The sequence below is a fragment of the Phyllobacterium sp. GQ127 genome (assembly GCF_059758635.1).
On record NZ_JCAXDZ010000001.1, the window covers coordinates 658,848 to 683,182 of the forward strand.

Annotated in this window: 21 protein-coding genes; 8 read left to right on the forward strand and 13 right to left on the reverse strand. The window is 52.5% G+C overall.

Annotated elements, in window-relative coordinates; genetic code table 11:
* Window positions 1-10: 10 nt before the first annotated feature.
* The 4 genes from trpD to AC6CHM_RS03470 are packed head-to-tail and all read left to right on the forward strand — an operon-like array spanning window position 11 to window position 3,554.
* Entirely contained in the window at window positions 11-1,030 is a 1,020-nt protein-coding gene (trpD, locus tag AC6CHM_RS03455) for an anthranilate phosphoribosyltransferase (RefSeq protein WP_498171996.1), read from the forward strand.
* 2 nt (window positions 1,031-1,032) lie between these two features.
* On the forward strand, window positions 1,033-1,848 hold the full coding sequence (gene trpC / locus AC6CHM_RS03460; RefSeq protein ID WP_115053033.1) for an indole-3-glycerol phosphate synthase TrpC: 816 nt from the start codon (window positions 1,033-1,035) through the stop codon (window positions 1,846-1,848).
* The gene (gene moaC, locus AC6CHM_RS03465) at window positions 1,845-2,345 is read left to right on the forward strand and encodes a cyclic pyranopterin monophosphate synthase MoaC (protein WP_354343745.1); all 501 of its coding nucleotides are present in this window, start codon (window positions 1,845-1,847) and stop codon (window positions 2,343-2,345) included. Before trpC ends, moaC begins: the two co-directional genes overlap by 4 nt.
* On the forward strand, window positions 2,346-3,554 hold the full coding sequence (locus tag AC6CHM_RS03470) for a molybdopterin molybdotransferase MoeA (RefSeq protein ID WP_498171998.1): 1,209 nt from the start codon (window positions 2,346-2,348) through the stop codon (window positions 3,552-3,554).
* Here the strand turns inward: AC6CHM_RS03470 and AC6CHM_RS03475 are convergent.
* From AC6CHM_RS03475 to AC6CHM_RS03500, 6 genes are all read right to left on the reverse strand, one after another.
* On the reverse strand, window positions 3,546-4,604 hold the full coding sequence (locus tag AC6CHM_RS03475) for a Gfo/Idh/MocA family protein (RefSeq protein ID WP_336440073.1): 1,059 nt from the start codon (window positions 4,602-4,604) through the stop codon (window positions 3,546-3,548). The genes AC6CHM_RS03470 and AC6CHM_RS03475 overlap by 9 nt on opposite strands.
* Before the next feature lie 85 nt (window positions 4,605-4,689).
* The gene (locus AC6CHM_RS03480; protein ID WP_498172000.1) at window positions 4,690-5,472 is read right to left on the reverse strand and encodes a ThuA domain-containing protein; all 783 of its coding nucleotides are present in this window, start codon (window positions 5,470-5,472) and stop codon (window positions 4,690-4,692) included.
* Between the two features lie 38 nt (window positions 5,473-5,510).
* Window positions 5,511-6,518: an ABC transporter ATP-binding protein gene (locus AC6CHM_RS03485; protein WP_115053028.1), complete on the reverse strand. Its 1,008-nt coding sequence runs from the start codon at window positions 6,516-6,518 to the stop codon at window positions 5,511-5,513.
* 27 nt (window positions 6,519-6,545) lie between these two features.
* On the reverse strand, window positions 6,546-7,373 hold the full coding sequence (locus AC6CHM_RS03490) for a carbohydrate ABC transporter permease (protein WP_307285152.1): 828 nt from the start codon (window positions 7,371-7,373) through the stop codon (window positions 6,546-6,548).
* Window positions 7,373-8,320: a carbohydrate ABC transporter permease gene (locus AC6CHM_RS03495; protein ID WP_115053026.1), complete on the reverse strand. Its 948-nt coding sequence runs from the start codon at window positions 8,318-8,320 to the stop codon at window positions 7,373-7,375. The genes AC6CHM_RS03490 and AC6CHM_RS03495 overlap by 1 nt, the downstream gene beginning before the upstream one ends.
* A 112-nt stretch (window positions 8,321-8,432) precedes the next feature.
* Entirely contained in the window at window positions 8,433-9,695 is a 1,263-nt protein-coding gene (locus tag AC6CHM_RS03500; protein ID WP_440809189.1) for an ABC transporter substrate-binding protein, read from the reverse strand.
* Between the two features lie 284 nt (window positions 9,696-9,979).
* Between AC6CHM_RS03500 and AC6CHM_RS03505 the strand changes: the two genes are divergently transcribed.
* Together AC6CHM_RS03505 and lexA are read left to right on the forward strand one after the other, a co-directional pair.
* On the forward strand, window positions 9,980-11,002 hold the full coding sequence (locus AC6CHM_RS03505; protein ID WP_115053024.1) for a substrate-binding domain-containing protein: 1,023 nt from the start codon (window positions 9,980-9,982) through the stop codon (window positions 11,000-11,002).
* Window positions 11,003-11,154: 152 nt separating this feature from the next.
* Complete coding sequence (lexA, locus tag AC6CHM_RS03510) at window positions 11,155-11,871, forward strand: transcriptional repressor LexA (RefSeq protein WP_115053023.1); 717 nt, start codon at window positions 11,155-11,157, stop codon at window positions 11,869-11,871.
* Between the two features lie 107 nt (window positions 11,872-11,978).
* Here the strand turns inward: lexA and AC6CHM_RS03515 are convergent, their stop codons facing one another.
* Entirely contained in the window at window positions 11,979-14,420 is a 2,442-nt protein-coding gene (locus tag AC6CHM_RS03515; RefSeq protein WP_498172002.1) for a ComEC/Rec2 family competence protein, read from the reverse strand.
* A gap of 111 nt (window positions 14,421-14,531) precedes the next feature.
* Here AC6CHM_RS03515 and gltX point away from each other — a divergent pair, with 111 nt between their 5' ends.
* Complete coding sequence (gltX, locus tag AC6CHM_RS03520) at window positions 14,532-15,959, forward strand: glutamate--tRNA ligase (protein ID WP_115053021.1); 1,428 nt, start codon at window positions 14,532-14,534, stop codon at window positions 15,957-15,959.
* Window positions 15,960-16,104: 145 nt separating this feature from the next.
* On the forward strand, window positions 16,105-17,397 hold the full coding sequence (gene gltA / locus AC6CHM_RS03525) for a citrate synthase (RefSeq protein ID WP_115053020.1): 1,293 nt from the start codon (window positions 16,105-16,107) through the stop codon (window positions 17,395-17,397).
* Between the two features lie 57 nt (window positions 17,398-17,454).
* Here the strand turns inward: gltA and lpxB are convergent, their stop codons facing one another.
* The 6 genes from lpxB to bamA are packed head-to-tail and all read right to left on the reverse strand — an operon-like array spanning window position 17,455 to window position 24,288.
* The gene (lpxB, locus tag AC6CHM_RS03530) at window positions 17,455-18,630 is read right to left on the reverse strand and encodes a lipid-A-disaccharide synthase (RefSeq protein WP_498172644.1); all 1,176 of its coding nucleotides are present in this window, start codon (window positions 18,628-18,630) and stop codon (window positions 17,455-17,457) included.
* Entirely contained in the window at window positions 18,627-19,514 is an 888-nt protein-coding gene (locus tag AC6CHM_RS03535; protein WP_498172004.1) for an LpxI family protein, read from the reverse strand. Before AC6CHM_RS03535 ends, lpxB begins: the two co-directional genes overlap by 4 nt.
* Window positions 19,495-20,319, reverse strand: coding sequence for an acyl-ACP--UDP-N-acetylglucosamine O-acyltransferase (gene lpxA, locus AC6CHM_RS03540; RefSeq protein ID WP_336440066.1), 825 nt, complete (start codon window positions 20,317-20,319; stop codon window positions 19,495-19,497). The genes AC6CHM_RS03535 and lpxA overlap by 20 nt, the downstream gene beginning before the upstream one ends.
* Complete coding sequence (gene fabZ / locus AC6CHM_RS03545; protein WP_115053016.1) at window positions 20,319-20,801, reverse strand: 3-hydroxyacyl-ACP dehydratase FabZ; 483 nt, start codon at window positions 20,799-20,801, stop codon at window positions 20,319-20,321. Before fabZ ends, lpxA begins: the two co-directional genes overlap by 1 nt.
* The gene (gene lpxD, locus AC6CHM_RS03550; protein ID WP_337354730.1) at window positions 20,794-21,849 is read right to left on the reverse strand and encodes a UDP-3-O-(3-hydroxymyristoyl)glucosamine N-acyltransferase; all 1,056 of its coding nucleotides are present in this window, start codon (window positions 21,847-21,849) and stop codon (window positions 20,794-20,796) included. Before lpxD ends, fabZ begins: the two co-directional genes overlap by 8 nt.
* A gap of 54 nt (window positions 21,850-21,903) precedes the next feature.
* Window positions 21,904-24,288 (reverse strand): outer membrane protein assembly factor BamA, encoded by a 2,385-nt coding sequence (gene bamA, locus AC6CHM_RS03555; protein ID WP_307285180.1) that lies wholly within the window; start codon window positions 24,286-24,288, stop codon window positions 21,904-21,906.
* Window positions 24,289-24,335 lie beyond the last annotated feature (47 nt).

Consider the following 24,335-nt stretch of genomic DNA (forward strand, 5'->3'; position numbering starts at 1 on the left):
TGTGTGAATAATGGCTGAGCTAAAGCGTTTCATTGGTATTGCCGCTTCCGGCAACGCACTTTCCCAGGACGAGGCGGTTGAAGCTTTCGACATCATGATGTCGGGACAGGCTACCCCGGCCCAGATTGGCGCGCTGCTGATGGCTTTGCGTGTTCGCGGTGAAAACATTGATGAGATCACAGGCGCCGTTGCTGCCATGCGCTCGAAGATGCTCAAGGTTGCCATTTCCGTCGACGCGATTGATATTGTTGGCACCGGCGGTGATCAGTCAGGGTCCTACAACGTTTCGACATGTGCTGCCTTCGTCGCTGCAGGAGCCGGTGTGCCGGTCGCAAAACATGGCAACCGGGCGTTATCATCCCGATCAGGGGCCGCCGATACGCTAGCCGCGCTTGGTATTAATATTGAAATTGGTCCGGAACTCATAGCAACCTGCATTGAGCAGGCGGGAATTGGCTTCATGTTCGCGCCAATGCACCATCAGGCAATGAAGCATGTTGGCCCTGCGCGCGTTGAGCTTGGAACACGTACTATTTTCAACCTTTTGGGACCGTTGACAAATCCGGCAGGCGTAAAACGTCAATTGGTTGGCGTCTACGCACCCGAATGGGTCGAGCCGATTGCGCATGTGCTAAAAAATCTCGGCTCCCAGTCGGTTTGGGTGGTGCATGGCGACGGTCTGGATGAAATCACCACCGCAGGGGTGACCAAGGTTGCCGCTCTCGAAAACGGTACAATCCGTACCTTCGAAATTGAACCGGAAACGTTTGGTTTAAGGCGGGTTGACCCCCAGGACCTGAAAGGCGGAACAGCCGATGAGAATGCTGTTTCCTTGCTTTCCGTGCTGGATGGGGCACATGGCGCCTATCGCGATATCACACTGTTCAACGCCGGTGCAGGACTTGTAATAGCCGGAGCTGTAAACGATCTGAAGGCTGGTATTGAGATGGCCGCTCATTCCATTGACAGCGGCGCGGCGCGAAATGTGCTAAAGAACCTCGTGCAAGTGTCAAACAGCAGGGTTGCCTGACCATGGTAGATATTCTTCGCAAGATTGAGGCCTATAAGCGCGAGGAAATCGCAGCCGCAAAGGCCACCGCGTCGCTGGAAGATCTCAAAGCCTATATCGCCGATCAAGATAGCTGCCGTGGCTTTCTCGATGCTCTGAAGTCGAAACGCGCCAAGGGCGAATTTGCCCTGATTGCCGAAATTAAAAAGGCTAGCCCATCCAAGGGATTGATCCGGGCAGACTTTGATCCGCCTGCTTTGGCAAAAGCCTATGAACTCGGCGGTGCAGCATGTCTTTCGGTTTTGACCGATGGCCCATCATTTCAAGGTGCGCCGGAATTCTTGAAGACAGCACGTGCTGCGGTGAAGCTCCCTGCCCTGCGTAAAGATTTTCTCTTCGATACCTACCAGGTCTATGAAGCGCGGAGCTGGGGTGCTGATTGCATTTTGATCATTATGGCCAGCGTGACTGACGATCTGGCGATTGCGCTTGAAGAAACTGCGTTCTCGCTCGGTATGGACGTACTTGTCGAGGTTCATGACGAAGCAGAGATGGAGCGCGCGCTGAAACTATCCTCGCCGCTTCTGGGTATCAATAATCGCAATCTGCGCACCTTTGAAGTTGATCTGGCTGTATCAGAAAGACTGGCTGCCATGGTGCCGGACTCTAAATTCCTTGTCAGCGAAAGTGGCGTGTTCACTCATGACGATTGTCGGCGGTTGGCACAATCCAATATCGGCTCATTCCTCGTTGGCGAAAGCCTGATGCGTCAAGTCGACGTGACAGCTGCAACCAAATCACTTCTATTCGGCAATACATCGCAAACGGATGCCGCATGACGCCCTCCAAACTGTCCCATCTCGATGCGACAGGCGCAGCCAATATGGTGGATGTTGGCGACAAGACTGAAACAGTGCGTCTGGCAACAGCTGAGGGGTTTGTTTCCATGCTCCCAGAGACGCTAAAGCTTATCCAGACCGGCAATGCCGCTAAAGGCGATGTTATCGGCACCGCACGCATCGCTGGCATCATGGCCGCCAAGAAGACGCACGAACTCATCCCGCTATGCCATCCACTGCTGTTGAGCAAAATATCGATCGATATTGAAGCCGATGAGACATTGCCCGGCCTGCACGTCACTGCGACTGTTAAATTGACGGGCAAGACGGGTGTTGAGATGGAGGCTCTAACCGCTGTTTCCGTGGCCTGTCTGACGATTTATGACATGGCAAAAGCCGTGGACAAGGGCATGAATATTCAAAACATTCGGCTCTTGCAGAAAACCGGCGGAAAATCTGGCGATTGGTCTGCCAATATTACTGCCAGCGAGCGTTAAATGGCTGGACTCCTCCCCGTTGATGAAGCCCTGTCGCGCATCGTCGGTGCCGCTGTCAGAACAGATGCGGAAACAGTTCCGCTAAGCGAAGCCGGGGCGCGTGTTCTGGCTGAAGACCTTTATGCAAAACGGCAACAACCGCCCTTCGCCGCATCGGCGATGGATGGCTATGCTGTTCGCGCTGCCGATATCGCAAACGTCCCCGTCAACTTGAAACTGATTGGCCAATCTGCAGCGGGTCATGCCTTTCAAGGTTCGTTGGGCGTTGGAGAGGCTGTTCGAATTTTCACCGGCGCGCCCGTTCCTGCTGGTGCTGATAGCGTGGTAATTCAGGAAAATACCATTGCCCACGGCTCCCAAGTCGAAATCAAAGAGACGATTACCCTCGGCAAAAATATTCGCAAGGCGGGACTGGATTTTCAGGAGGGTGATCTGCTGTTGAAAAATGGCCGAACGCTCGATCCTTCGGCCCTTGCACTGGCTGCCGCAGCAAATTATCCCGCAGTGCGGGTATATCGGCAACCAAAAGTTGCAATTCTTGCAACCGGCGATGAATTGGTGAATCCTGGCGAAGTGTTCCGGCCCGACCAGATTATTGCCTCAAACACTTTTGGTCTGGCCGAAATCATACGCCAGGCAGGTGGTTTGCCTATTGATCTTGGCATAGCAGAAGACCGACTGGAAGCTTTGAGCGAGGCTGTAGACCGCGCCGTGGTAGCTCAAGCGGATATTCTAGTAACGCTCGGCGGCGCATCCGTTGGTGATCATGATCTGGTTCAGCCTGCTTTAGCTGCCAAGGGCATGAAACTCGATTTCTGGAAGATTGCTTTGCGCCCCGGCAAGCCACTCATGTTCGGGCGATTGAACGACATGAATATTCTGGGCCTGCCGGGTAATCCCGTATCCAGCTTGATATGCGGTCACATCTTCCTGGTACCGCTGATCCGCGCGATGCTTGGGCTGGAGCACCACTCCAACCTGCGTGCAGCAGTTTTGGGTCGTGACATGGACACGAATGATCAACGTCAGGACTATGTGCGCGCCACGCTTACACGAAATGCCGACGGCACGCTCACAGCCACGCCTTTTCCCTTGCAGGATTCGTCAATGCTGAAGTTTTTGAGCGATGCCGAATGCCTTATCATCCGCGAACCACATGCCCCCGCCCTCAGGGCCGGAACCATGTGCAAGGTGATGTTGCTACGCTGAATTTGTTTCCAGCTGATGTTCCTTGCGATCCATCTCCGTGATCGTGGCAAGGTCTATTGCTTTTTGCAATTTTGCGGCGTGGCGGAATGACGGCTCTAATGTTCTGCCCTGTCCAACCGCTTCAACGAAACGCTGATAATTTGTTGAGACCGGCTCGACATCAAGTTCTTTCCACGTTGCAGCTTCAACATCGTCGCCGAGACAAACCATCAATTTTGAGCCATCATGCCGATGCTGGATTTCCAGCGATCCCTTGTCGCCATAGACCCGCAACCTCAATTCATTGACATGGCCCGTTGCCCAACGGCTTGAATGCACGACGCCCAGCGCGCCGTTTGTGAAGCTGACTGTCATGGTAAAGCTGTCATTCGCATCAAGATCATATTCGCCGATCCTGTTGCCGTCAGCCTTGTCGAAGGCTTTCAACCGGCAGAATATTTCGTCAATTTCTGTGTCGGTGGCATAAACCACAAAGTCCAGAATATGGACGCCAACGTCGCCCAGAGTTCCGTTTGAGCCGTGCTTTTTCGACAGCCGCCAAAGCCAACGACTTTCAGTGCGCCATTCGCCCCACATTTTCGCAACAAGCCAGCTTTGCAGATATGAAGCTTCGACATGCTTGACCTGCCCGATCTGACCGCTGGTCACGAGTTTACGAGCAGCCTGCAACTGCGCGACATTGCGATAGGTCAAGTTGACCATACCGACCAGATGTGCCGCTTCCGCCGTCTGAGCCATTTCCATCGCGTCCTGATGGTTCACGGCCAGAGGCTTTTCACAGAAAACATGCTTGCCAGCCCTTAGGCATTGCATAGTGGTTGCATAGTGAATGTTGTCGGGCGTGATATTGGCAACCGAATCAAAATCACCCCATGCAAGCGCGTCATCGAGCGATGTGAAGGCCCGCTCAATATTGTATTTTTCGCGGAACGCTTCGACACTATTGATGTTCACATCGACAGCACCCGCAAGTGTCACCCCCTCAATTTCAGAGAAATTCTTTGCATGGGCATTGGCCATGCTGCCGGTTCCTAGGATCAATAAACGCATGCTTGCGGTCCTTTAAACGCGCGCTGCACTCCCCGAGTGCAAGCGCCGCGATCGATATTCATCATCTCTAATCGTACTTGAAGGTCTAGCGGAAGCCTTCTTCGCCAGCCTCGTGCAAACTTTCACCCCGAGCCTTGATAGGCTCCAGAGCCTTCTCTACAGGCACATTCGGAGCATCCGTAATGTGCGGGAACCGATTGGAATTATAGGCCCAATTGACGGCATTTCTTAAGACCAGGCCCACTGTCTCATCATGATAGGTAGGATAGGTTTCATGACCAGGACGGAAGTAGAAAACGTTACCCGCGCCCTTGCGATAGGTCAGTCCCGAGCGGAAAACTTCGCCACCCTGAAACCATGACACGAAAACTGTTTCCAGAGGTTCTGGAACCGAAAACGGTTCGCCATACATTTCCTCATTCTCGAGCTCGAAATAAGCTGGCAACCCCTTGGCAATCGGATGTCCTGGATTGACCACCCAAAGACGCTCGCGTTCCCCTGCCTCACGCCAGTTCAGGGCGCAAGGTGATCCCATCAGACGCTTGAAAATCTTGGAAAAGTGCCCGGAGTGAAGAACAATAAGGCCCATTCCCTCCCAAACACGCTTTGCAACACGCTCTACGATTTCATCGGCAACATCGCCGTGAGCGCGATGGCCCCACCAGACCAAAACGTCCGTCTCTTCAAGTGCCTTGTCGGTCAAGCCATGTTCGGGTTCCTGCAACGTCGTGATCTTCACACTGATATTGGCATCCTTGCCAATCAATTTGGCTATCTGATTGTGCATACCTTCCGGATATATGTCGGCAACGGTCTTGTTGATATGCTCGTGAACGTTTTCACCCCAGACGAGCGTACGAATCGGCATGATTATTTCCTTACTTTATGCTGTGTGCTGCTTTTGCTTCATGCCCGGGCCGGGTAGCCCGATTGGTCGAAGCGGTGAACATTGTCGTTGATGGGCGAAACATGGAGAAGATCCCCCGGCTGCCGGCTTGGCTTCCCGTCCTGACGAACGACAAGCGGTTCCTTTGCGCCAATATCGATATAGAGATAGCTTTCAGAACCGAGATTTTCAGAATGGATGAGCTTTCCAGCCCAAGTGCCAGCCTTTTCCCGAACTTCAAGATGCTCCGGACGCACCCCAAGCGTGTGCGCCTTATAGGCATCGGCGAATTTTTCAGTCAGGAAGTTCATCTTTGGAGATCCTATAAATCCGGCAACGAAAGTCGATTGCGGTTTCTCATATAGCTCCATCGGCGTACCGACCTGCTCCACATTGCCATCACGCAATACACAGATGCGATCAGCCAACGTCATGGCTTCCACCTGATCATGCGTGACGTAGATCATCGTCGTCTCATGCATTTTCGCGTGGAGCTTGGCGATTTCAAGACGCGTTTGCACCCGCAATGCGGCATCGAGGTTCGAAAGCGGCTCATCGAAGAGAAATACTTTCGGATCTCGCACGATCGCCCGGCCAATGGCGACGCGCTGCCTTTGCCCTCCTGAGAGTTGTTTGGGCAATCTGTCGAGGTAATCGGTGATTTGCAGCATTTCCGCCGCCTCGTTCACCCGGCGCTTGATTTCGTCCGCGCCACCCTTTGCCAGCTTCAGCCCGAAAGCCATGTTGTCGTAAACAGTCATATGCGGATAAAGCGCATAGGATTGGAACACCATGGCGATGCCACGCTGCGATGGAGTGAGGCTGTTTACAACCTTCTCGTCGAAAGCCAGCGTGCCGGAGGTGATGTCTTCAAGCCCTGCAATCAAGCGAAGGAGCGTCGATTTTCCGCAGCCGGACGGCCCCACGAAAACCATGAACTCGCAAGGATTGATTTCGAGATCCACGCCCTTGATCACATCAAAGGTACCGAAGGATTTGCGTACATTGTTCAAACGAATAACTGTCATTTTTGAAACTCCCCTGAGCGCAAGGCTCTAGCCTTTGACGCCGCCGGCGGTGAGACCGGAAATGATCTTGCGTTGGAAAATAAGCACTAGAACCACCAGCGGTACCGTTACGATGACGGATGCAGCCATGATCAGACCCCACGGTACCTCGTGAGCGCTGGCGCCGGATAGAAGTGCAATGATGACGGGAACCGTTCGCGTTTCCGTGGACGATGTAAACGTCAAGGCAAACAGAAACTCATTCCATGCAGCGATGAATGCCAGAAGGCCTGTTGTTACCAGCGCTGGCCACATGAGCGGCAGGAATACTTTGGTGATGATCACCCAAGGCGTGGCACCATCAACAATAGCCGCCTCCTCGATTTCAATCGGCAGATCGCGCATGAATGTAGTGAGCACCCACACGGTAAAAGGCAATGTGAATATCGTGTACGAGAAGATCAGGCCCCACAATGTATTATAAAGCCCGAGGAAACGGATAACCTCGAACAGCCCCGCCAGCACTGCAATCTGCGGAAACATGGAAACCGAAAGAATTGTCAGCAATAGAAGCGAGCGGCCACGAAACCGCACACGCGCCAAAGCGAAGGCTGCCGTAACCGCCATAAGCAGCGACAAGGCTACAACGAGGCCGGAGACAATAAGCGAATTCAGAAGATTGCGGGGAAAGCTGCCCGCTTCGATAACACTGACATAATTGGCCAGGGAAAATGACGTCGGCCAATATTCAATCGTGAAAAGCGCACTGCCCGTTTTGAAGCTCGTGATGATCGCGTAGTAAAATGGGAACACCGCAAACAGGACAATGAGCACCACAAGCGCATAAAATGCTGTATTCTTGATAGCTACGGGCATCAGCGATCTCCCCCATCCAGCCGAACTCGGCCGACCCAGATTGCGACAATGGTCATGAGAGCAATAACGACGAAAAGCAGTGTCGATTGCGCCGAGCCATAGGCAAACTTGTCGAATTCAATGAGATTTTCGCGGGCCAGCACCGACATGGTTTTCGTCTGAGCACTGTTTGGCGTCAGGACATAAATCAGGTCAAAAATACGCATGGCATCAAGCAGCCGGAAGATGATTGCGACCATCAGCGCCGGTTTTACGAGAGGAAGCGTTATACGGAAGAACTGCTTTACAGGATGGACGCCGTCAATCTTTGCAGCCTCGTAAACATCGTTCGGAACCATTTGCAGACCTGCAAGGATCAGAAGCGCCATAAAAGGTGTGGTCTTCCATACATCCACGATCAACACGGCGATCATTGCCGTATCGGAACTTGCGGTCCATGCGATTGGATTGTCGATAAAGCCAAGGCGCATGAAAAGGTCATTGAGAATGCCGAACTGATCGTTCAACATCCAGCCCCACATGCGGGCAGAGACGATAGTCGGTATCGCCCAAGGGATAAGAATTGCTGCGCGGACAATGCCCCTGCCCTTGAATTCGGCGTTCAGCACGAGGGCGATAATCATTCCGAAAAAGGCTTCAAGCGCCACCGAAATGACAGCAAAGCGTACTGTGTTCCAGACTGCATTCCACCATGCTGGATCGACGAGCAGGCCGGAATAAAGCGTGCGCCCACTTTTCAGCTGGACCCATGAAAGATAGTTCTTGAATCCCACCCATTTAGCTTCCCCCATATTTGTGAGCGAAGCATCGGTGAAGGAAAAATAGATGGTTCGGATCAATGGCCAGCCAGCCACGATTGCCAAAGCAATGATCATCGGTATGAGGAAAAGCTGAGCCGAGCGGGATCGCTGGCGTAACAGATCTGATCGCAATGCTGTTGAGGTCATGTTTGAATTCCTGCCCAGGAAAAACATCGGGATGTGAACTCAGGCAGTCGGTGCGAGCGGATTGTCAGGAGGCTTCCAACCGCTCGCACCGTGCCCTTATGCTGGCAGAAAACTACCAGCTACCTCCCTGAAGCTCGGCGATCTTGGCTTCAAGTACTTCAATGTTTTCAGCGGCCGTGCCATTTCCGGACAATGTGTCGTGAACAGCACTCCAGAACATTGAGGAGACTTCGTTATACTTGACCTTTGTCGGAGCAGACGGTCGTGGAACCGCCGTTTCAAAAACCGGCTTCCACAATGGGATCAAAGGCTGCGCCGCAGCAATATCCTTGTCATCGTAGAGCGATTTGATGGTCGGCAAATGAGAAATATTGATTGCCATTTCCTTTTGCTGCTTTTCATCTGCCAGGAACAAAGCAAGCTTTATGGCCTCATCCGGTGATTTGGAATATTTTGAAACAGCCACATTCCAACCGCCCAGCGTTGCGGCAGATTTCTCGCCCTCTTTTCCCACGGGCAGCGGCGCAACATCGAACTTACCTTTGACGGCGCTGTCAGCGCCTTGGCTCAATGAATAAGCGTAAGGCCAATTCCTCATGAAGACGGAATTGCCTGTCTGCCAGACCCCGCGGGACTCTTCTTCCTTATAGGCCAGCGCACCCTTTGGCGATATGGTGTCTATCCAGCCTTTGGCACGATCAATCGCAGCAACCGCCTCCGGATTATTGACCGAGATGGTACCGTCAGCCTCAACAATCTGGCCGCCGCCGGATGATTTTATCCATTCCAATGCATTACAGGTTAAACCCTCATAGGCATTTCCCTGAAACACAAATCCGAACATTCCCTTGTTTCCGGCTTGGCGCTCGCCATCCTGCACTTCCTTGGCGGTCGCAGCCATTTCATCCCATGTCTTGGGGACCGGCTTCTTGTACTTTTCGAGCAGATCCTTGCGATAATAAAGTGCTGGCGCATCTGTGTATAATGGCAGGGCAACCAATTTGCCGTCCACTGTCTGGCTTTCAATGATCGACGGGAAATGCTGGTCGACCACGCCTTTTGCCGCTTCGGTCAGATCGAGAAATTGCTCTGATAGCTGAGGCGCCCATACCACATCGGTCTTATAGACATCGATATCCGAGTTTCCGGCTGCAAGCCAAAGGCGATACTGACCGAAATTGTCAGAACTGCTTGATGGCATCGCCACAATGGAAACCTTGTTGCCTGTTTCTTTTTCAAAACGGTCAAGCTGCTTGCGCAACTCGGCATTTTCATTGCCGGTCGAGCTGTAAACAATAGAAAGATTGGCTGCATAGGCACCTGAAGACAACAGCGCTGTAAGCAGGATGCCCGCAAAAACTGAACTCTTTTTCATAAATCCTCCCAGAAATATTTGATGGATCAACCCATGCCGGACGGCACTCAATCCCCAATTGACGATCCTCCTCAAGCACATCAGACAGTGAAATTAACCTATCCAAAGCGCTTTGGATAAAAGGTGTCAAAACGCAAAACGAATGTCAATAAATAGTTTATGAACGCCATTAATCAGGCAAATAAAATTGTGCAGATCATTTAAAGCGCTTTGAAGTATGATTATATTACGAAGGCAAAGACATCGAACGACGCAGATAGGAATACAGTTTTGGACCGTCCGGCATGAAGCTGAAAGAACTCGCTGAAAAGCTCAACCTTTCCCAGACGACCGTTAGCCGCGCGCTGAACGGTTATCCGGAAGTGAATGAGGCTACGCGCGAGCGCGTCAATAAAGCCGCATTGAAATTTGGCTATAGCGCAAATGCAAATGCCCGACGTCTAGCCATGGGCCGTGTCGGTGCTATCGGTCTGGTTATCCCCGCAGATTCCAGCCAGCGATTTGGGCCTCATACCGCGGAATTTCTTGCCGGCTTGGCGGAGCGCCTTTCCCGGGACGAGATTGATTTTCTGCTCAGTCCCATTGTCGATAATGACGAGATTTCGGTCTATAAGCGCCTGATTTCGAGCAAACGGGTTGATGCGATCATCGTCTCCGGGCCTGTTTTGGTCGATGAGCGCGTATCCATGCTGATCGATGCAAACTTTCCCTTTGTTCTGCATGGCCGTACGAACATAGACAGGCCCCATGCCTGGCTGGATATCGACAATCAGGGCGCATTCTATCAGGCCGCAAGCCACCTCCTCGACCTTGGACATCGGCATATAGCCATGATTGACGGGTTAAGAGGGTTTACGTTCTCTGAGCATCGCGAGCTCGGATATCGCCAAGCGCTAAGCGAACGCGGCGTCGAAATCGACCCGCGCTTCATCGTACACGACTACTTCTCTGATGAAATCGGTTTTCGTGAAACGCAACGGCTGCTTTCATGCACTCCGCAACCGACAGCAATCATTGCAGGATCAATGATGACCGCTTTGGGTGTGTCACGTGCAGTTCGCAACAAGGGTTATCAGTTGGGCAAACAAGTATCGCTCATCACCCATGACGATGTCTTTCCATATCTCAATGCCAGCAACATGGTTCCATCCATGACCACCACGCGATCATCAATGCGCTCCGCCGCCACGAGAATCGCTGAAATGCTCGTGCGCGTCCTTGATGGCGAACCCGTGGACAATATTCATGAATTATGGCCCGTAGAACTCACAGTGCGCCAGTCGAGCGGTCCTCCGATAAGCGGATAGGCCCATATTTTGCGTCATTCCATCTGATTTTCAGAGTAATTGGGCATATAGGGCTGGTTTATACCAGATATTAATCCTTGTGGAACACAACTGGAACATATAGTGTTTGTTCTGGTTTTGTTTTTCCGATTCCACACTTAAGGATCGCCCCTATGCTGACGCGCAAACAACATGAACTTCTGCTCTTCATACATGAACGGTTGAAGGAAACGGGCATTCCCCCTTCTTTTGATGAAATGAAGGATGCACTTGATCTCGCATCTAAATCCGGCATTCATCGCCTGATTACCGCACTGGAGGAGCGAGGATTTATTCGTCGGCTAGCAAATAGGGCACGGGCGCTGGAAGTGCTTCGCCTGCCCGACTCAATTGCGCCGGGTCTGAACGCGCAACGCAAATTTTCTCCGAGCGTTATTGAAGGCAGTTTGGGACGAAATGTTGCGCCGCCTCGCCCGCAAGCAAGCACTGCCGATATTGTTGCTGCCAACATGATCAGCATTCCTGTTATGGGACGTATCGCTGCCGGTGTGCCGATCGCTGCAATTCAAAACCAGACTCACATGCTCAATCTCCCGCCCGATATGATCGGCAGCGGTGAGCATTATGCGCTTGAGGTCAAAGGTGACTCCATGATCGAAGCGGGTATTTTTGACGGCGACACTGTTGTTATCAAGCGCGGAGATACCGCGAGCCCCGGTGAAATCGTTGTGGCACTCGTGGATGATGAAGAAGCAACGTTGAAGCGTTTTCGCCGAAAAGGTGCATCCATTGCTCTCGAAGCAGCAAACCCCGCCTATGAAACCCGCATCTTTGGACCGGACCGCGTTCAGGTACAGGGCAAGCTGGTCGGTCTGATACGCAGATATTGATGGCGTTTACGCTTCGCTGGACGGTGTGCTTTTGTTCGTAGGCTCCATTCGAACAGCCACAGAATAGCAGCTAGCGAAAAATGTTTGGGACTACCATAAACGCCGAACTACATTTTATTGCTTGTATCCGGTGGTTTCTTGGATAGTTGCCGCTCTTCAAGATTGCGCGCGGCGCGGGAATAGATGCGGTAATTATTCCAAGGGCGATTGGGCGTGCCAATCGCATACTTTATATCAACCGAATTCAGGCGTTGAGAAAGCTCTTGTTTTGCCAAATCGGTGCCAACTGGTGTGGAATCGGCTTTGACAGAGTCAGATTGTGGAGCATCAAACCTGATCTCCGCAGCGCCTTTGAGCGCCAGCATTTGCGATGAAAGCAACAATTTTCCAGCATTTGGACAATTTGTAGCCTTCGCGGCAAAAGCCAAAATGATGATATCCCCTTCTAGGCATGCATCTGCTGTTCTTGTTGCATCATCGGTATAGGCAACGATTAATCCTCCTGGCTCCCGGGCAGTGCAAAGCTTATCGGCACATTCGAATTGAGCGCCGCTTGCAACCTCGCCTTTCATTGCCGGCTTAATGATCTGCCCGGCCCTATACCCCAACTGCCAATTATCGAGGCTGAAGGCGCTGCCCACTTGTTTATTGATCGCCAGATGGTCGTCGTCCGTTCTTAACGCGACCAGTTTTCCGTCTTCTGAGACCATAATCGCAGGATAGGATGCCCGTCCCGTCAAACCAATTGCCAATGCTACCAATGGCAAGGCAAGCAGGCGCAACCACGTTGAAAGAAATAGAAGAAGCAAAAGCCCTATCGCCATAAGAATAAGCGAAGTTTCGGACATCAACCCAAGATTTCCACTTGGTGAATGCGACGCCACGGCTTTTGCTATGGCGATAACAATCTCGATGCCCCATCCCATGATTTTAAACGGAAGCCAATCGAGGTCAAAAGGCATGGCGAGCAGGCCAAGCACTGCGAAGGGCATCACGAGAATTGAGACAATTGGTAGCGCCAAGGCATTTCCGACAAGGCCAAAAGGAGCGGTATTATTGAAATGATAGGCAGCAAAGATCGAGCTTGCTCCGCCAGCAACCAGCGAGGTCATGGCAATGCCGCCAATATAGGCCGTTGCTTTTGATGGAAACAGCCATATGCCGGCCTTGGCACTTGTCTGTTTCCGTAGGCCTCGTCTCAAATGGTAGCGTGACCACCAGCCATATAAAGCTATAAGGGCAGCAGTTGCTGAATAGGACATCTGGAAACTTGGTCCGAGAATTTCATGTGGTGAAACCGCAATTGTAATTGAGGCGGCAATTGCGAGATTACGCATCGATATCGCCGCGCGATCAACGGTCATTGCAAGCAACATGACTGCCAGCATCACAAAGCTGCGTTGTGCGGCAACGTCGGCGCCTGAAAGCAGAAGATAGAATGCCGAGCCAAACAGGGCGATGACAGCCGCGAGTTTCTTGACGGGATAGCGGGCCGATGCACTTGGAAAGAATGCGAATACAGCGCGCAGCGAACCTATGCTGATTGCAGCCACCAATGCCATATGGAAGCCGGATATGGACAAAATATGTGACAAGCCGCTGCGGCGCATGGCATTGTTGGTCTCCTCGCTTATGCCGTCGCGCTGCCCTGTCACCAGCGATGTCGCAATATCGCCCGGCTCCCCTTTAATGCTTTTCAATATGCGATGGGTGAGTTGCTGGCGAATATTGCTAATTGTCAGGAATGCCGCTGCTGCTATTCCGGCCTTTGGCGCGACATCGGCTTTTTGAGGCAGGCCCAGCAAAAAGCCGTTGGCTCCAATGCCGCGATAATAATTGTTAAAGGCAAAATCATAATTGGCTGGCCGAACCGGGCCCGATTGCGGACGCAGATGGACCAGTGCTTTGAGTCCATCGCCAATGCTCAAATCTCGCGGCAAATGACGTGCAGAAACCGCAATACGCTCCGGTCCATAACGCAATGAAGGACGTTCGGTGCCTATGACGTCAAGGATCACCCGCCATCCTCCGTTTGCATCCTTTGCCAATGCTGAAATACGCCCCGTCACCCGGGTCGTCACTTCAGACCCAAGCATAGGCGTCGCTGCTCTGTTGGTTTCCAGCTTTGCGCAAACCATGCCTGCCGTGATTGCCATGAAGCCGAGACAGACCATCCTTATCGAAGGTCTGTTGTGTGCCAGCAGATAAAATCCGACAAGCAGCGTGATTCCCAGGATCATCGGGCTTAGTCTTGGCTCTCCGCTTGCGCCGAAATAAAGGATAGCTCCAGTTCCAGCGAACACCGGCAAAAACAAGAATTTCGCGCCTCGCGCAATCTCGTCGTTGATTGCCGCCGGAATTCCATGGGCAATGGCTTGCAGCTTACCTTCGACTGACCGTTTGAATACGGCGACGCGGCCATTCGAGCCAACGCCATAATGATCGATCGTTCCGGTGCCAGACGTTTTGACAAGCGGCTGCCCAAGACTTTCCGGTTGAAACCAGAAAAGCCTTTCGCTCGTTTTCTCGTCGGTTGACGGTTCGGCCATTGATCCCCATTTCTGCCAATGCCCTTGCACGACAGCACCGCTATGGTACATCAACGCCAAATCAATTCGATTGGACGTTCGACTAATAGACCGAACTGCCCTGGAGACCCTATGTCATCTTCTGTCGTTACCCGTTTCGCTCCCTCGCCCACCGGCTTTCTGCACATTGGCGGCGCCCGTACAGCCCTGTTTAACTGGCTTTATGCCAAGCATACTGGCGGGAAAATGTTATTGCGCATTGAGGATACCGATCGCGAGCGTTCGTCCGAAGCAGCTGTAACCGCCATACTTGATGGATTGAAATGGCTTGGTCTTGATTGGGATGGCGAGGTTGTCTCCCAATTTGATCGTGCTCCGCGCCATCGCGACGTAGCTGAAGAACTGGTTACCAAGGGCAAAGCCTATTATTGCTATGCATCACAGGCCGAACTGGAGGAAATGCGTGAAAAGGCCCGTGCCGAAGGCCGCCCGCCCCGCTATGATGGCCGTTGGCGCGACCGCGATCCGAAGGAAGCCCCTGCTGGCGTGAAGCCCGTCATTCGTATCAAAGCACCCCAAGAGGGTGAAACCTTGGTGCGCGATCAGGTGCAAGGCGATGTGCGCTTTCCCAATAAAGACCTTGATGATTTCATTATCCTTCGCTCGGATGGCAACCCGACCTATATGCATGCGGTCGTCGTCGACGATCACGATATGGGCGTCACGCACATTATCCGTGGCGATGATCATTTGACCAATGCGGCACGGCAAACTGTTATTTATAACGCAATGGACTGGGCCGTGCCTGTCATGGGCCATATCCCGCTCATCCATGGCGCAGACGGTGCAAAACTCTCCAAGCGCCACGGTGCGCTCGGCGTTGAAGCCTATCGTGCCATGGGATATTTGCCAGCAGCTCTGCGGAACTATCTCGTACGGTTAGGCTGGAGCCACGGCGATGACGAGATCATGTCCGATGCGCAAATGATCGAATGGTTCGAAATATCCGACATTAATCGCGGCGCATCACGCTTTGATTTTCAGAAACTCGAGGCGATTAACGGTCACTATATGCGAATTTCCAGCGATGCCGATCTGGTAAAGGCCATGATCGACGTTTTGCCGGAGATCGAAGGTGGGGCTGACATAATTTCCCGCTTGAATGATACAACTAGGGCACAGCTTCTCGCCGCCATGCCCGGCTTGAAAGAGCGCGCCAAGACACTTGTGGAACTTGCCGACAGTGCCAAATATCTGTTTGCTGAACGACCGCTCCCGCTTGACGAAAAAGCCTCCACCCTGCTCAATGAGGAAGGTTTGACCGTCCTTCGAGGCGTATTGCCCGATTTGGCTGCAGTTAGTGATTGGAACGCCGAAGCTCTTGATGCGGCTGTTCGTGTTCATGCTGAAAAAACCGGCCTGAAACTCGGAAAGATCGCTCAGCCACTACGTGCCGCACTGACGGGAAAGGCAACGTCTCCGGGAGTTTTTGACGTATTGGCTGTGCTGGGCCGGGATGAATCACTCGGTCGGATAGAGGATCAGTTAAAAGCGCAATAGTGAGGCGCTTTTCATCGAATTTTGCATTGCAACATTATGCCTTTCGGGTACGGTGCACTGCCTGCAAAAATCACGGAAATAACCTCATTTGAGGAAGGTGCTTTTGCGCTGGTTCAGCGCAAGTCAAAGCAAGAAAGGAACGGCAATGTCTGAGAACAGCGTAAACATCGATCTCAATGGTCACGCATTCGCTTTACCCATAAAAAAGGGGACCATCGGACCGGATGTCGTAGACATTGGGACTCTATACAAGAACACTGGCGCATTCACGTATGATCCGGGCTTCACCTCGACAGCGTCTTGCGAGTCGCAAATTACCTATATTGATGGCGACGAGGGTGTACTGCTTCATCGCGGCTATCCAATTGAACAACTCGCCGAACATGGCGATTTTCTGGAAGCTTGCTATTTGCTGCTTTACGGCGAACTGCCGACAAAGAGCCAGAAGGCTGATTTTGATTTTCGCGTGACGCGCCACACCATGGTGCACGAGCAAATGTCGCGCTTTTTCAGCGGCTTCCGCCGCGATGCGCATCCAATGGCAGTCATGGTCGGCTGCGTAGGCGCCCTATCGGCTTTCTACCACGACTCAACAGATATTTCCGATCCGCATCAGCGCATGGTCGCATCGATCCGCATGATCGCAAAAATTCCGACGCTGGCCGCCATGGCCTATAAATATCATATCGGTCAACCCTTCGTTTACCCGAAGAACAATCTCGATTTCGCAACCAACTTCCTACACATGTGTTTTGCAGTGCCTTGCGAAGATTACGTTCCAAATCCCGTGCTTGCCCGTGCAATGGATCGCATCTTCATTTTGCATGCTGACCACGAGCAGAATGCCTCGACATCGACAGTCCGCCTTGCAGGCTCGTCGGGCGCAAATCCGTTTGCTTGTATTGCAGCGGGCATCGCCTGCCTTTGGGGTCCAGCCCATGGCGGAGCCAACGAGGCTGCGCTGACCATGCTTGGTGAAATTGGCACTGTTGATCGTATTCCTGAATATATTGCCCGCGCCAAGGATAAGAACGACCCGTTCCGCTTGATGGGCTTTGGCCACCGCGTCTATAAGAACTATGACCCGCGCGCCAAGATCATGCAGCAGACCACCCGTGAGGTTCTGGCAGAACTGGGCATCAAGGATGATCCTTTGCTCGACGTTGCAATGGAGCTTGAGCGGATTGCGCTAACTGATGAATATTTCATCGAAAAGAAGCTCTATCCAAACGTCGATTTCTATTCCGGGATCACATTGAAGGCGCTCGGCTTCCCCACCACCATGTTCACAGTGCTGTTTGCTGTTGCACGTACTGTTGGCTGGATTGCCCAGTGGAAAGAGATGATCGAAGATCCACTTCAGAAGATTGGCCGTCCGCGCCAGCTTTATACTGGCGCAACGCAGCGTGATTATGTGAGCGTTGAAAATCGCAAATAAATGAAGACAAAGAAAAAGGCGCCAGATGGCGCCTTTTTCTTGAGTTATGAGCGACAATTATCGCTTTGCAAGCTCAAGAACTTTTTCAGCGGCAATTTCGCCGGCAGGCCGATCCGTTTGCATCAATCGGCTGATCTTGTCGAAACTCTCAAGCTGAGCGTCACGCCGCAGACCTGGCATCAGCAATTGCTCAATTTGGCGGGCAAGCGATCCTGCGCGCACGAATATATTGAAATATTCAGGCACAGCAGGTTCATCGGCTATGATATTGGGAAGCGCGGCGCTCCATATTTTGATACGTGGCGCAAGAAAAGTGCGCGCTAGCCAATCCGCCTTGTAGGAAAGTACGGTTGGTATGCGAGCCAGCGCCAATTCAAGCGATACCGTGCCCGACGCGGCAAGCGCTGCATCTGCTTGCGAAAAAGCGCGCAGCCTCTCGGCTTCACCAACAACAATATTCGGGCGGACCGTCCAGTTTGCCGTTAATTCACGAACCATTGCCTCAACCCGGGGCAATGTCGGTATAGTGACATTTATGCGATTGCCCCGGCTCACCAGCAATCCTGCCGTTTCACCGAATACATCAATCAGACTGGCGATTTCCGATCTTCGCGAACCCGGCAAAATCAGGATATTCTTGATATCTCGATCGCCAAGTCCCGCATTTCGTGCCCGGTTTTTTTCGGCTGCTTCCAGCAACGGCGCATAGGAAACCAGCCTATGCCCGACATAGGTGGATGGGGGTCCTTCCAGATCCTTTAATGCCTGTACTTCAAAAGGCAAAATAACCAGGACGTGATCTATGTACGAGCGCATTGCCTTCGCCCGCTCAGGACGCCAAGCCCATACGGATGGGCTGATGTAATTAACGATGGGGATGGATGGATCAGCGGCCCTCACCTTGCGTGCCACGCGGTGCGTGAAATCGGGACTGTCGATAATGATAAGACAATCCGGCTTTGCAGCGACAATTGAGGCAGCAAGTTGAGATATCCGGCGAACCAACTGAGGCAATTTGCGTATGATCGCACTAAGCCCGACAAGCGCTATTTCGTGCTGGTCAAACAGGCTATCAAGCCCAAGCTCAGAAAGATGGTCGCCACCAACGCCGGTCAGCGTAATCTCTCCATCATAATCTTTGCGCAGCGCCCTGACCAGATCGGCTCCCAACTGATCACCGGACTCCTCACCGGTTATGATAGCCAGACGCAGTGTTTTTCGAGCTGTCATCAGCTTTTCTCCTGCTCAAAAGTCTGGATAAACAGGCCGGCTGCATTGGCAGCGGCAAGGGTATCTTCGTAGGAAAGTATAAGGGTGCGGCCAGCTTCCACCGCAATTCCGCTGAGACCGGCCTTCACCGCGTTTTCAACAGTGCTCACACCAATAGCAGGGAGATCCGCCCTAACCTCCTGTTGCGGCTTGGCACATTTGACCAAGACACCACCTTTGCGGTTTATCCGCTTTGCCTCACGCAGGTCGGCGACACGCTGTAGCATCGCATCCGTCCCTTCGACGCCCTCCAGCGCCACGACGCGCCGCCCTACGGCAATAGCCGCCTGACCAATGTCCAGAGAACCAATCAATGTCGCTGCTTTACGCGCGGCTTCGATGTTCTCATGTCCTTCCTGAGTAGGTTTCTTACGTGTGATGCATCCCGGCGCTGGCGCGAGAATATCAGGCACGACTTCGTGCGCTCCAAGCACGCGAAAACCATAGGATTCAATTGTCGAGATGACAGCCCGAAGCAACCCATCATCTCCAAGCCTGAAAGCGCGCATAAACCGATAGAGCGCCACAAGATTACCGTTTCCGGGCTTAAGTGCGGCACTGAACTCCGGCCGGTGCCGAATACCACCAGCAAGAACAACATTTGTGATGTTCTCCGCTTTCAAGATTCTCATCAACCCGCCAAGTTCCACAATGGATATCTCGGCATGCTCGCCGGCATAAAGTTCAGGATCAGCCTCCCCTTTGATTGTTACAATCAAAGGGTTAGCGCCTTGCTTTCGCAAACTGGCTGCAACTGCGACCGGCAGAGAACCATTACCCGCTACGATGGCGGTGCGGCCAATAATCGGCTCTGGAGATTTCTTCGCTCTAGCTGACGTCACTGTCACTGATCTCGATTGCAGAATCGAGCGGCGGTGTACAGAAGGCGCGCTTTGTGTCGGTGCTGATGAAATCGATGAGATCAGCCACGGCAGGCGATTCCGGAAATGCGATGCGAACATCATCGGCACGATTTTTGATCGATTTCGACCGATCGAATAACATGCGCACGGCATGGCGCAAATTATGGATTTCGGGCCGCGCCATGCCCGAGCGTTTCATTCCGATAATGTTAAGACCACCAAGATAAGCATGATTACCGATAGCCATGCCATAAGGCACGAGATCGCTGGCCAACGCCGCGAGGCCGCCAATAAAGGCGTGATGGCCCACACGTACAAACTGATGAATACCCGCACCGCCGCCAATAATCACATTGTTTCCAATAGTGACGTGACCGCCGATCATGACATTGTTTGAAAACGTAACATTATCGCCGATGATGCAGTCATGCGCGACATGGGAATAAGCCAGAAACATGCAATTGTCGCCGACTGTCGTGATGCCGCGGCTCCCATCAGTCCCGCGATGCATAGTGACACCTTCGCGAATAACGCAGTTCTTGCCGATAACAAGGGTGGTATGCCCACCCTTGTGTTTGGTATTCTGGGGCTCGCCGCCAAGCACCGCATTGGGATAGACTTTAGAGCCATCTCCGAGCGTGGTTGGCCCCATAATGACGATATGGCTGAGAAGACTAACATTGTCGCCAATAACGGCTTGGGAACCAATATGGCAAAACGGGCCGATGGTTACCCCTTCGCCGATTTCCGCGCCCTGCTCAATGATGGAGGTGGGATGAATGCTCGACATTAAACCCCGGTCTCTTCAACAGGGAAGCTAACCATGGCCGCAACTTCGGCCTCGGCGACCTTGAATCCGTCCACCTCGGCAACGCAGGCGTATTTATGGATATTGCCGCGTTGCTTGAGCTTTGTGACGCGCAATTTCAATTGGTCACCCGGTACAACCGGCTTTCTGAACTTGGCATTATCGATGGTCATGAAGAAAACCTGACCAGGCTTGCCGCTACCATTGTTGAACAACACAATAGCACCCGCAGTCTGGGCCATAGCTTCGATGATCAGCACACCGGGCATAATGGGCAGTTCCGGAAAATGTCCGGCAAAATGCGGCTCGTTGATGCTGACATTCTTGATCCCAGTCGCTGATCTGTCTGCGTCAATATCAACGATCCGGTCGATCAACAGGAACGGATAGCGATGTGGCAAATTGGCCAGAAGTTTCTGGATATCCGCAACGCCAAGGCTCTCTGTTTTTATGGCATCAGTCATCTGAACTGCTCTCCTTCTTGGTCCGGGTCATGGCGCGAACGCTGGCAATCTCACGGAACCACTGCTTGAACGGTTGGGCAGGCGCTCCAGCCCATCTCTCACCGTCCGGAATATCATTCATAACGCCGCTTGCCGCGGCAATCTCAACACTCGCCCCAATCGTGACGTGATCTTTAATTCCGACACTGCCGCCAAGCCGCGTCATATCGCCGAGAATGACGCTGCCGGAAATACCGCACTGCGCCGCGATAACGCAATGGCGGCCGATCTGCACATTGTGGGCAATCTGCACCAAATTATCGATTTTCGTGCCTTCGCCAATGACAGTATCAGCCAAAGCACCGCGATCTACGGTCGTATTTGCGCCAATTTCCACATTGTCCTGAATGATCACGCGGCCAAGTTGGGGCATTTTATCAAGACCGGCTTTGCCCGGCACATAGCCGAATCCATCCTGTCCGATGCGCACGCCTGGATGCAGCAGCACCCGATTGCCGAGAAATGCATATTGAACGGAACTACCTGGGGCAACATAGCAATCGCGTCCAATCTTGCAGCCATTACCAATGACCACATTGGCGCCAATCACAGTGCCGGAGCCTATGGACACATGACTGCCGATAATTGCACCCGGTTCAATTGTTACGCCGTCTTCAATTTCAGCAGTTTCATGAACAATAGCATGCGATGAAATGCCGGTTTGCCCGCTCCACAAATGCGCATTGACAGCATTCGGATAAAGCGCACGTCCGATAGCGGCAAATGCCTGCTGTGGGTGGCGCGTGACAATGATCGCGACATTTTTTGGTATGCTGGGTCTGACTTCTTCGGTGCAGAGCACACAAGCGGCATTCAGACCGCTCAAATCCAATGCACTTTTTCTGCTTTCAACGAAAACGAGTGCATCAGGACCGGCATCATTTAGCGAGGCTAAACGGGAAATTGGCCGGTTGGCCAGAGAACTGTCCACAAGAACGCCATTGGTCAGATCGGCGATCTGACCAATGGTTACGTTTGACAGTGACTCATAAAAGATCGGATCGGCCATCGACTAACTTTCTCCCCCGGGGAAACTTGCTCCCCCCGGGAGGTCAGCAATCTATCAGAACTTGCTCGACATGCCGAAGTTGAAATTCTGCACCTGATCGCCATCAACTTTCTTGACCGGCACCGCATAATCGAAGCGCAACGGACCGAATGGTGATGCCCACATGATGCTGGCGCCGACAGATGCACGCCATTCCATCTTTTCGCCTTCAACGTCGATACCGTCGCTACCCTTCAAATCACTACCGAACAGGGTCGCAGCATCGGCGAAGAATGCACCACGAATACCAAGACTTTCTGGAATAACAGGTATCGGGAACTGGGTTTCAACGCTTGCATTCAGGTAGGTATTACCACCAAGGAAGCTACCCTTCTTGTCGTCTGTATTGGCGTCACGAGGACCGATACCGGCATATTTAAAGCCGCGGATCATGTCTTGCGTGTTCTTGAACGTATCGAACACGCGCAGATCATCGCCGCCGAAGCCTTCAATGTGGCCTGCACCTACACCAACCAAGCCGACAACATCCAACTCATCAAGCAATGTCTTGTAATAGCTGGCTTTAACCGTTGTCTTCAGGAAGTTGGCATCACCGCCGATACCGGCATATTCCTGATTGAACTTCGCATAGATACCATCGCGCGGGTTCTTCACGTCATCAATTGTATTGTAGGTAAGCGACCAGCTGACCGATGACTTGATCCAAGGGCTTTTCTCCGCAGCATCAGCAAACGCCTTGGATATTTCGGATGGATCATATTCACCATTTGGAAGCTTGGCATCGCCGTCAATCTCATACTCTTCTCGAGTAAGATTATAGGCAACGCCTGCAGTCAGCTCTTCCGTGATCGGCAGACCAAAGCGGATTGTACCGCCGGTCAAATCTGTGTCGTACTTGTCCTTGACGCCTGACTGGCGCTTGAAGATATCAAAGCCGGCAGAAACGCGTTGGCCCAAGAAATAGGGTTCTGTGAACGAGAATGAATAGGTTCTGTTATTGTCGAGACCGCCACCGGCGCCAAGACGAATATACTGACCGCGACCAAGGAAGTTACGCTCCGTGATGGAACCTTCCACTGTAGGCCCTGGGCTTTCACCGCCGGTCGTATAACCACCACCGATGGAGAATTCACCTGTCGGCTTCTCAATAACGTCAACGACCAGAATTACCTGATCCGGCTGCGAACCAGGCGCAGTCGAAATATTGACGGTCTGGAAGAACTCAAGGCGCTCAAGACGACGCTTTGCGCGCTGAATGAGAACCTGATTGAACGCATCGCCTTCGCTCACATCGAATTCACGGCGAATAACGAAATCGCGGGTCTTTTCGTTGCCGCGGATTTCAATACGCTCAACATAGGCGCGAGGGCCCTGATCGATCGCATAAGTAACGGAAATCGTGTGATTTTCGAAATTACGATCACCGCGTGGCTCTACTTTCGCAAAAGCATAACCCTGACCGGCAACCTTTTCGGAAACCTTGATGATTGAATCTTCAACATCCTTGGCGCTGTAGGTGTCGCCTTCGCGAGACTTTACCAGACCATTCAATTGCGCAGTATCAACGCCCTCGACAGAGCTTTCGATCTGCACGCCGCCAAACGTATACTTCTCACCCTCTTCGACGGTGATATTGATTGTATAATCATTGGTTGCCGGATCGAGATCGGCAGTTGAGGAAACAACGCGGAAATCAGCATAACCGCGGTTATAATAGAAACGGCGCAGCGCTTCCTCATCTGCACGCAGACGATCTTCGCTGTAAACGTCGTTTCGGGTCAACCATGACAATGGGTTGGATTTCTTTGTCGAAATCACGTCGCTTAGACGGCGATTGCCGAATGCCTGGTTACCGACAAAGTTGATCTTGGCAATCTTTGTACGGTCGCCTTCATTGATTTCGAAGACAACATTAACGCGGCCTTCGCCCAAGTCCATCAAACGCGAATTTACAGTTGCATCGCTGCGGCCAACATTGCGATAGGCTGCGCGGACCGCTTCTGTATCTGCATCAAGCGTTGCCTGATCGAAAGCGGCACGAGGCTTCAACTGAACAGCGTTTTGCAGCGCTGGGTCTTTGATCTTCTTGTTGCCCTGGAAAATAACCTGGTTCACAACCTGATTTTCATTGACGGTAACAACAAGAGCACCGCCCGACTGGCTGATGCGCACATCGCTGAACAGGCCAGTAGCGAAAAGACGCTTGGTGGCAGCATCGATATCTCCATTGGAGAATGGCTTGCCAGGCGTGATACCGATATTGTCGCGCACAGTCTGCGCATCAACACGTGTATTGCCCCGCACCTCGATACGGCTGACAGTAGCTGCCTGAGCTGTAGCAACGCCTGCGACCGTTGTTACGATCGCACCCGAACTGACGAGTGCCGCTGAAATGGCGAGCGCTGACGCCGCACCTACAAATTTTGAACTTGCCGCCATAGGCCTTATGAACCTTCGTTTCTCGTTATACCCGGGCGAGATCCCGG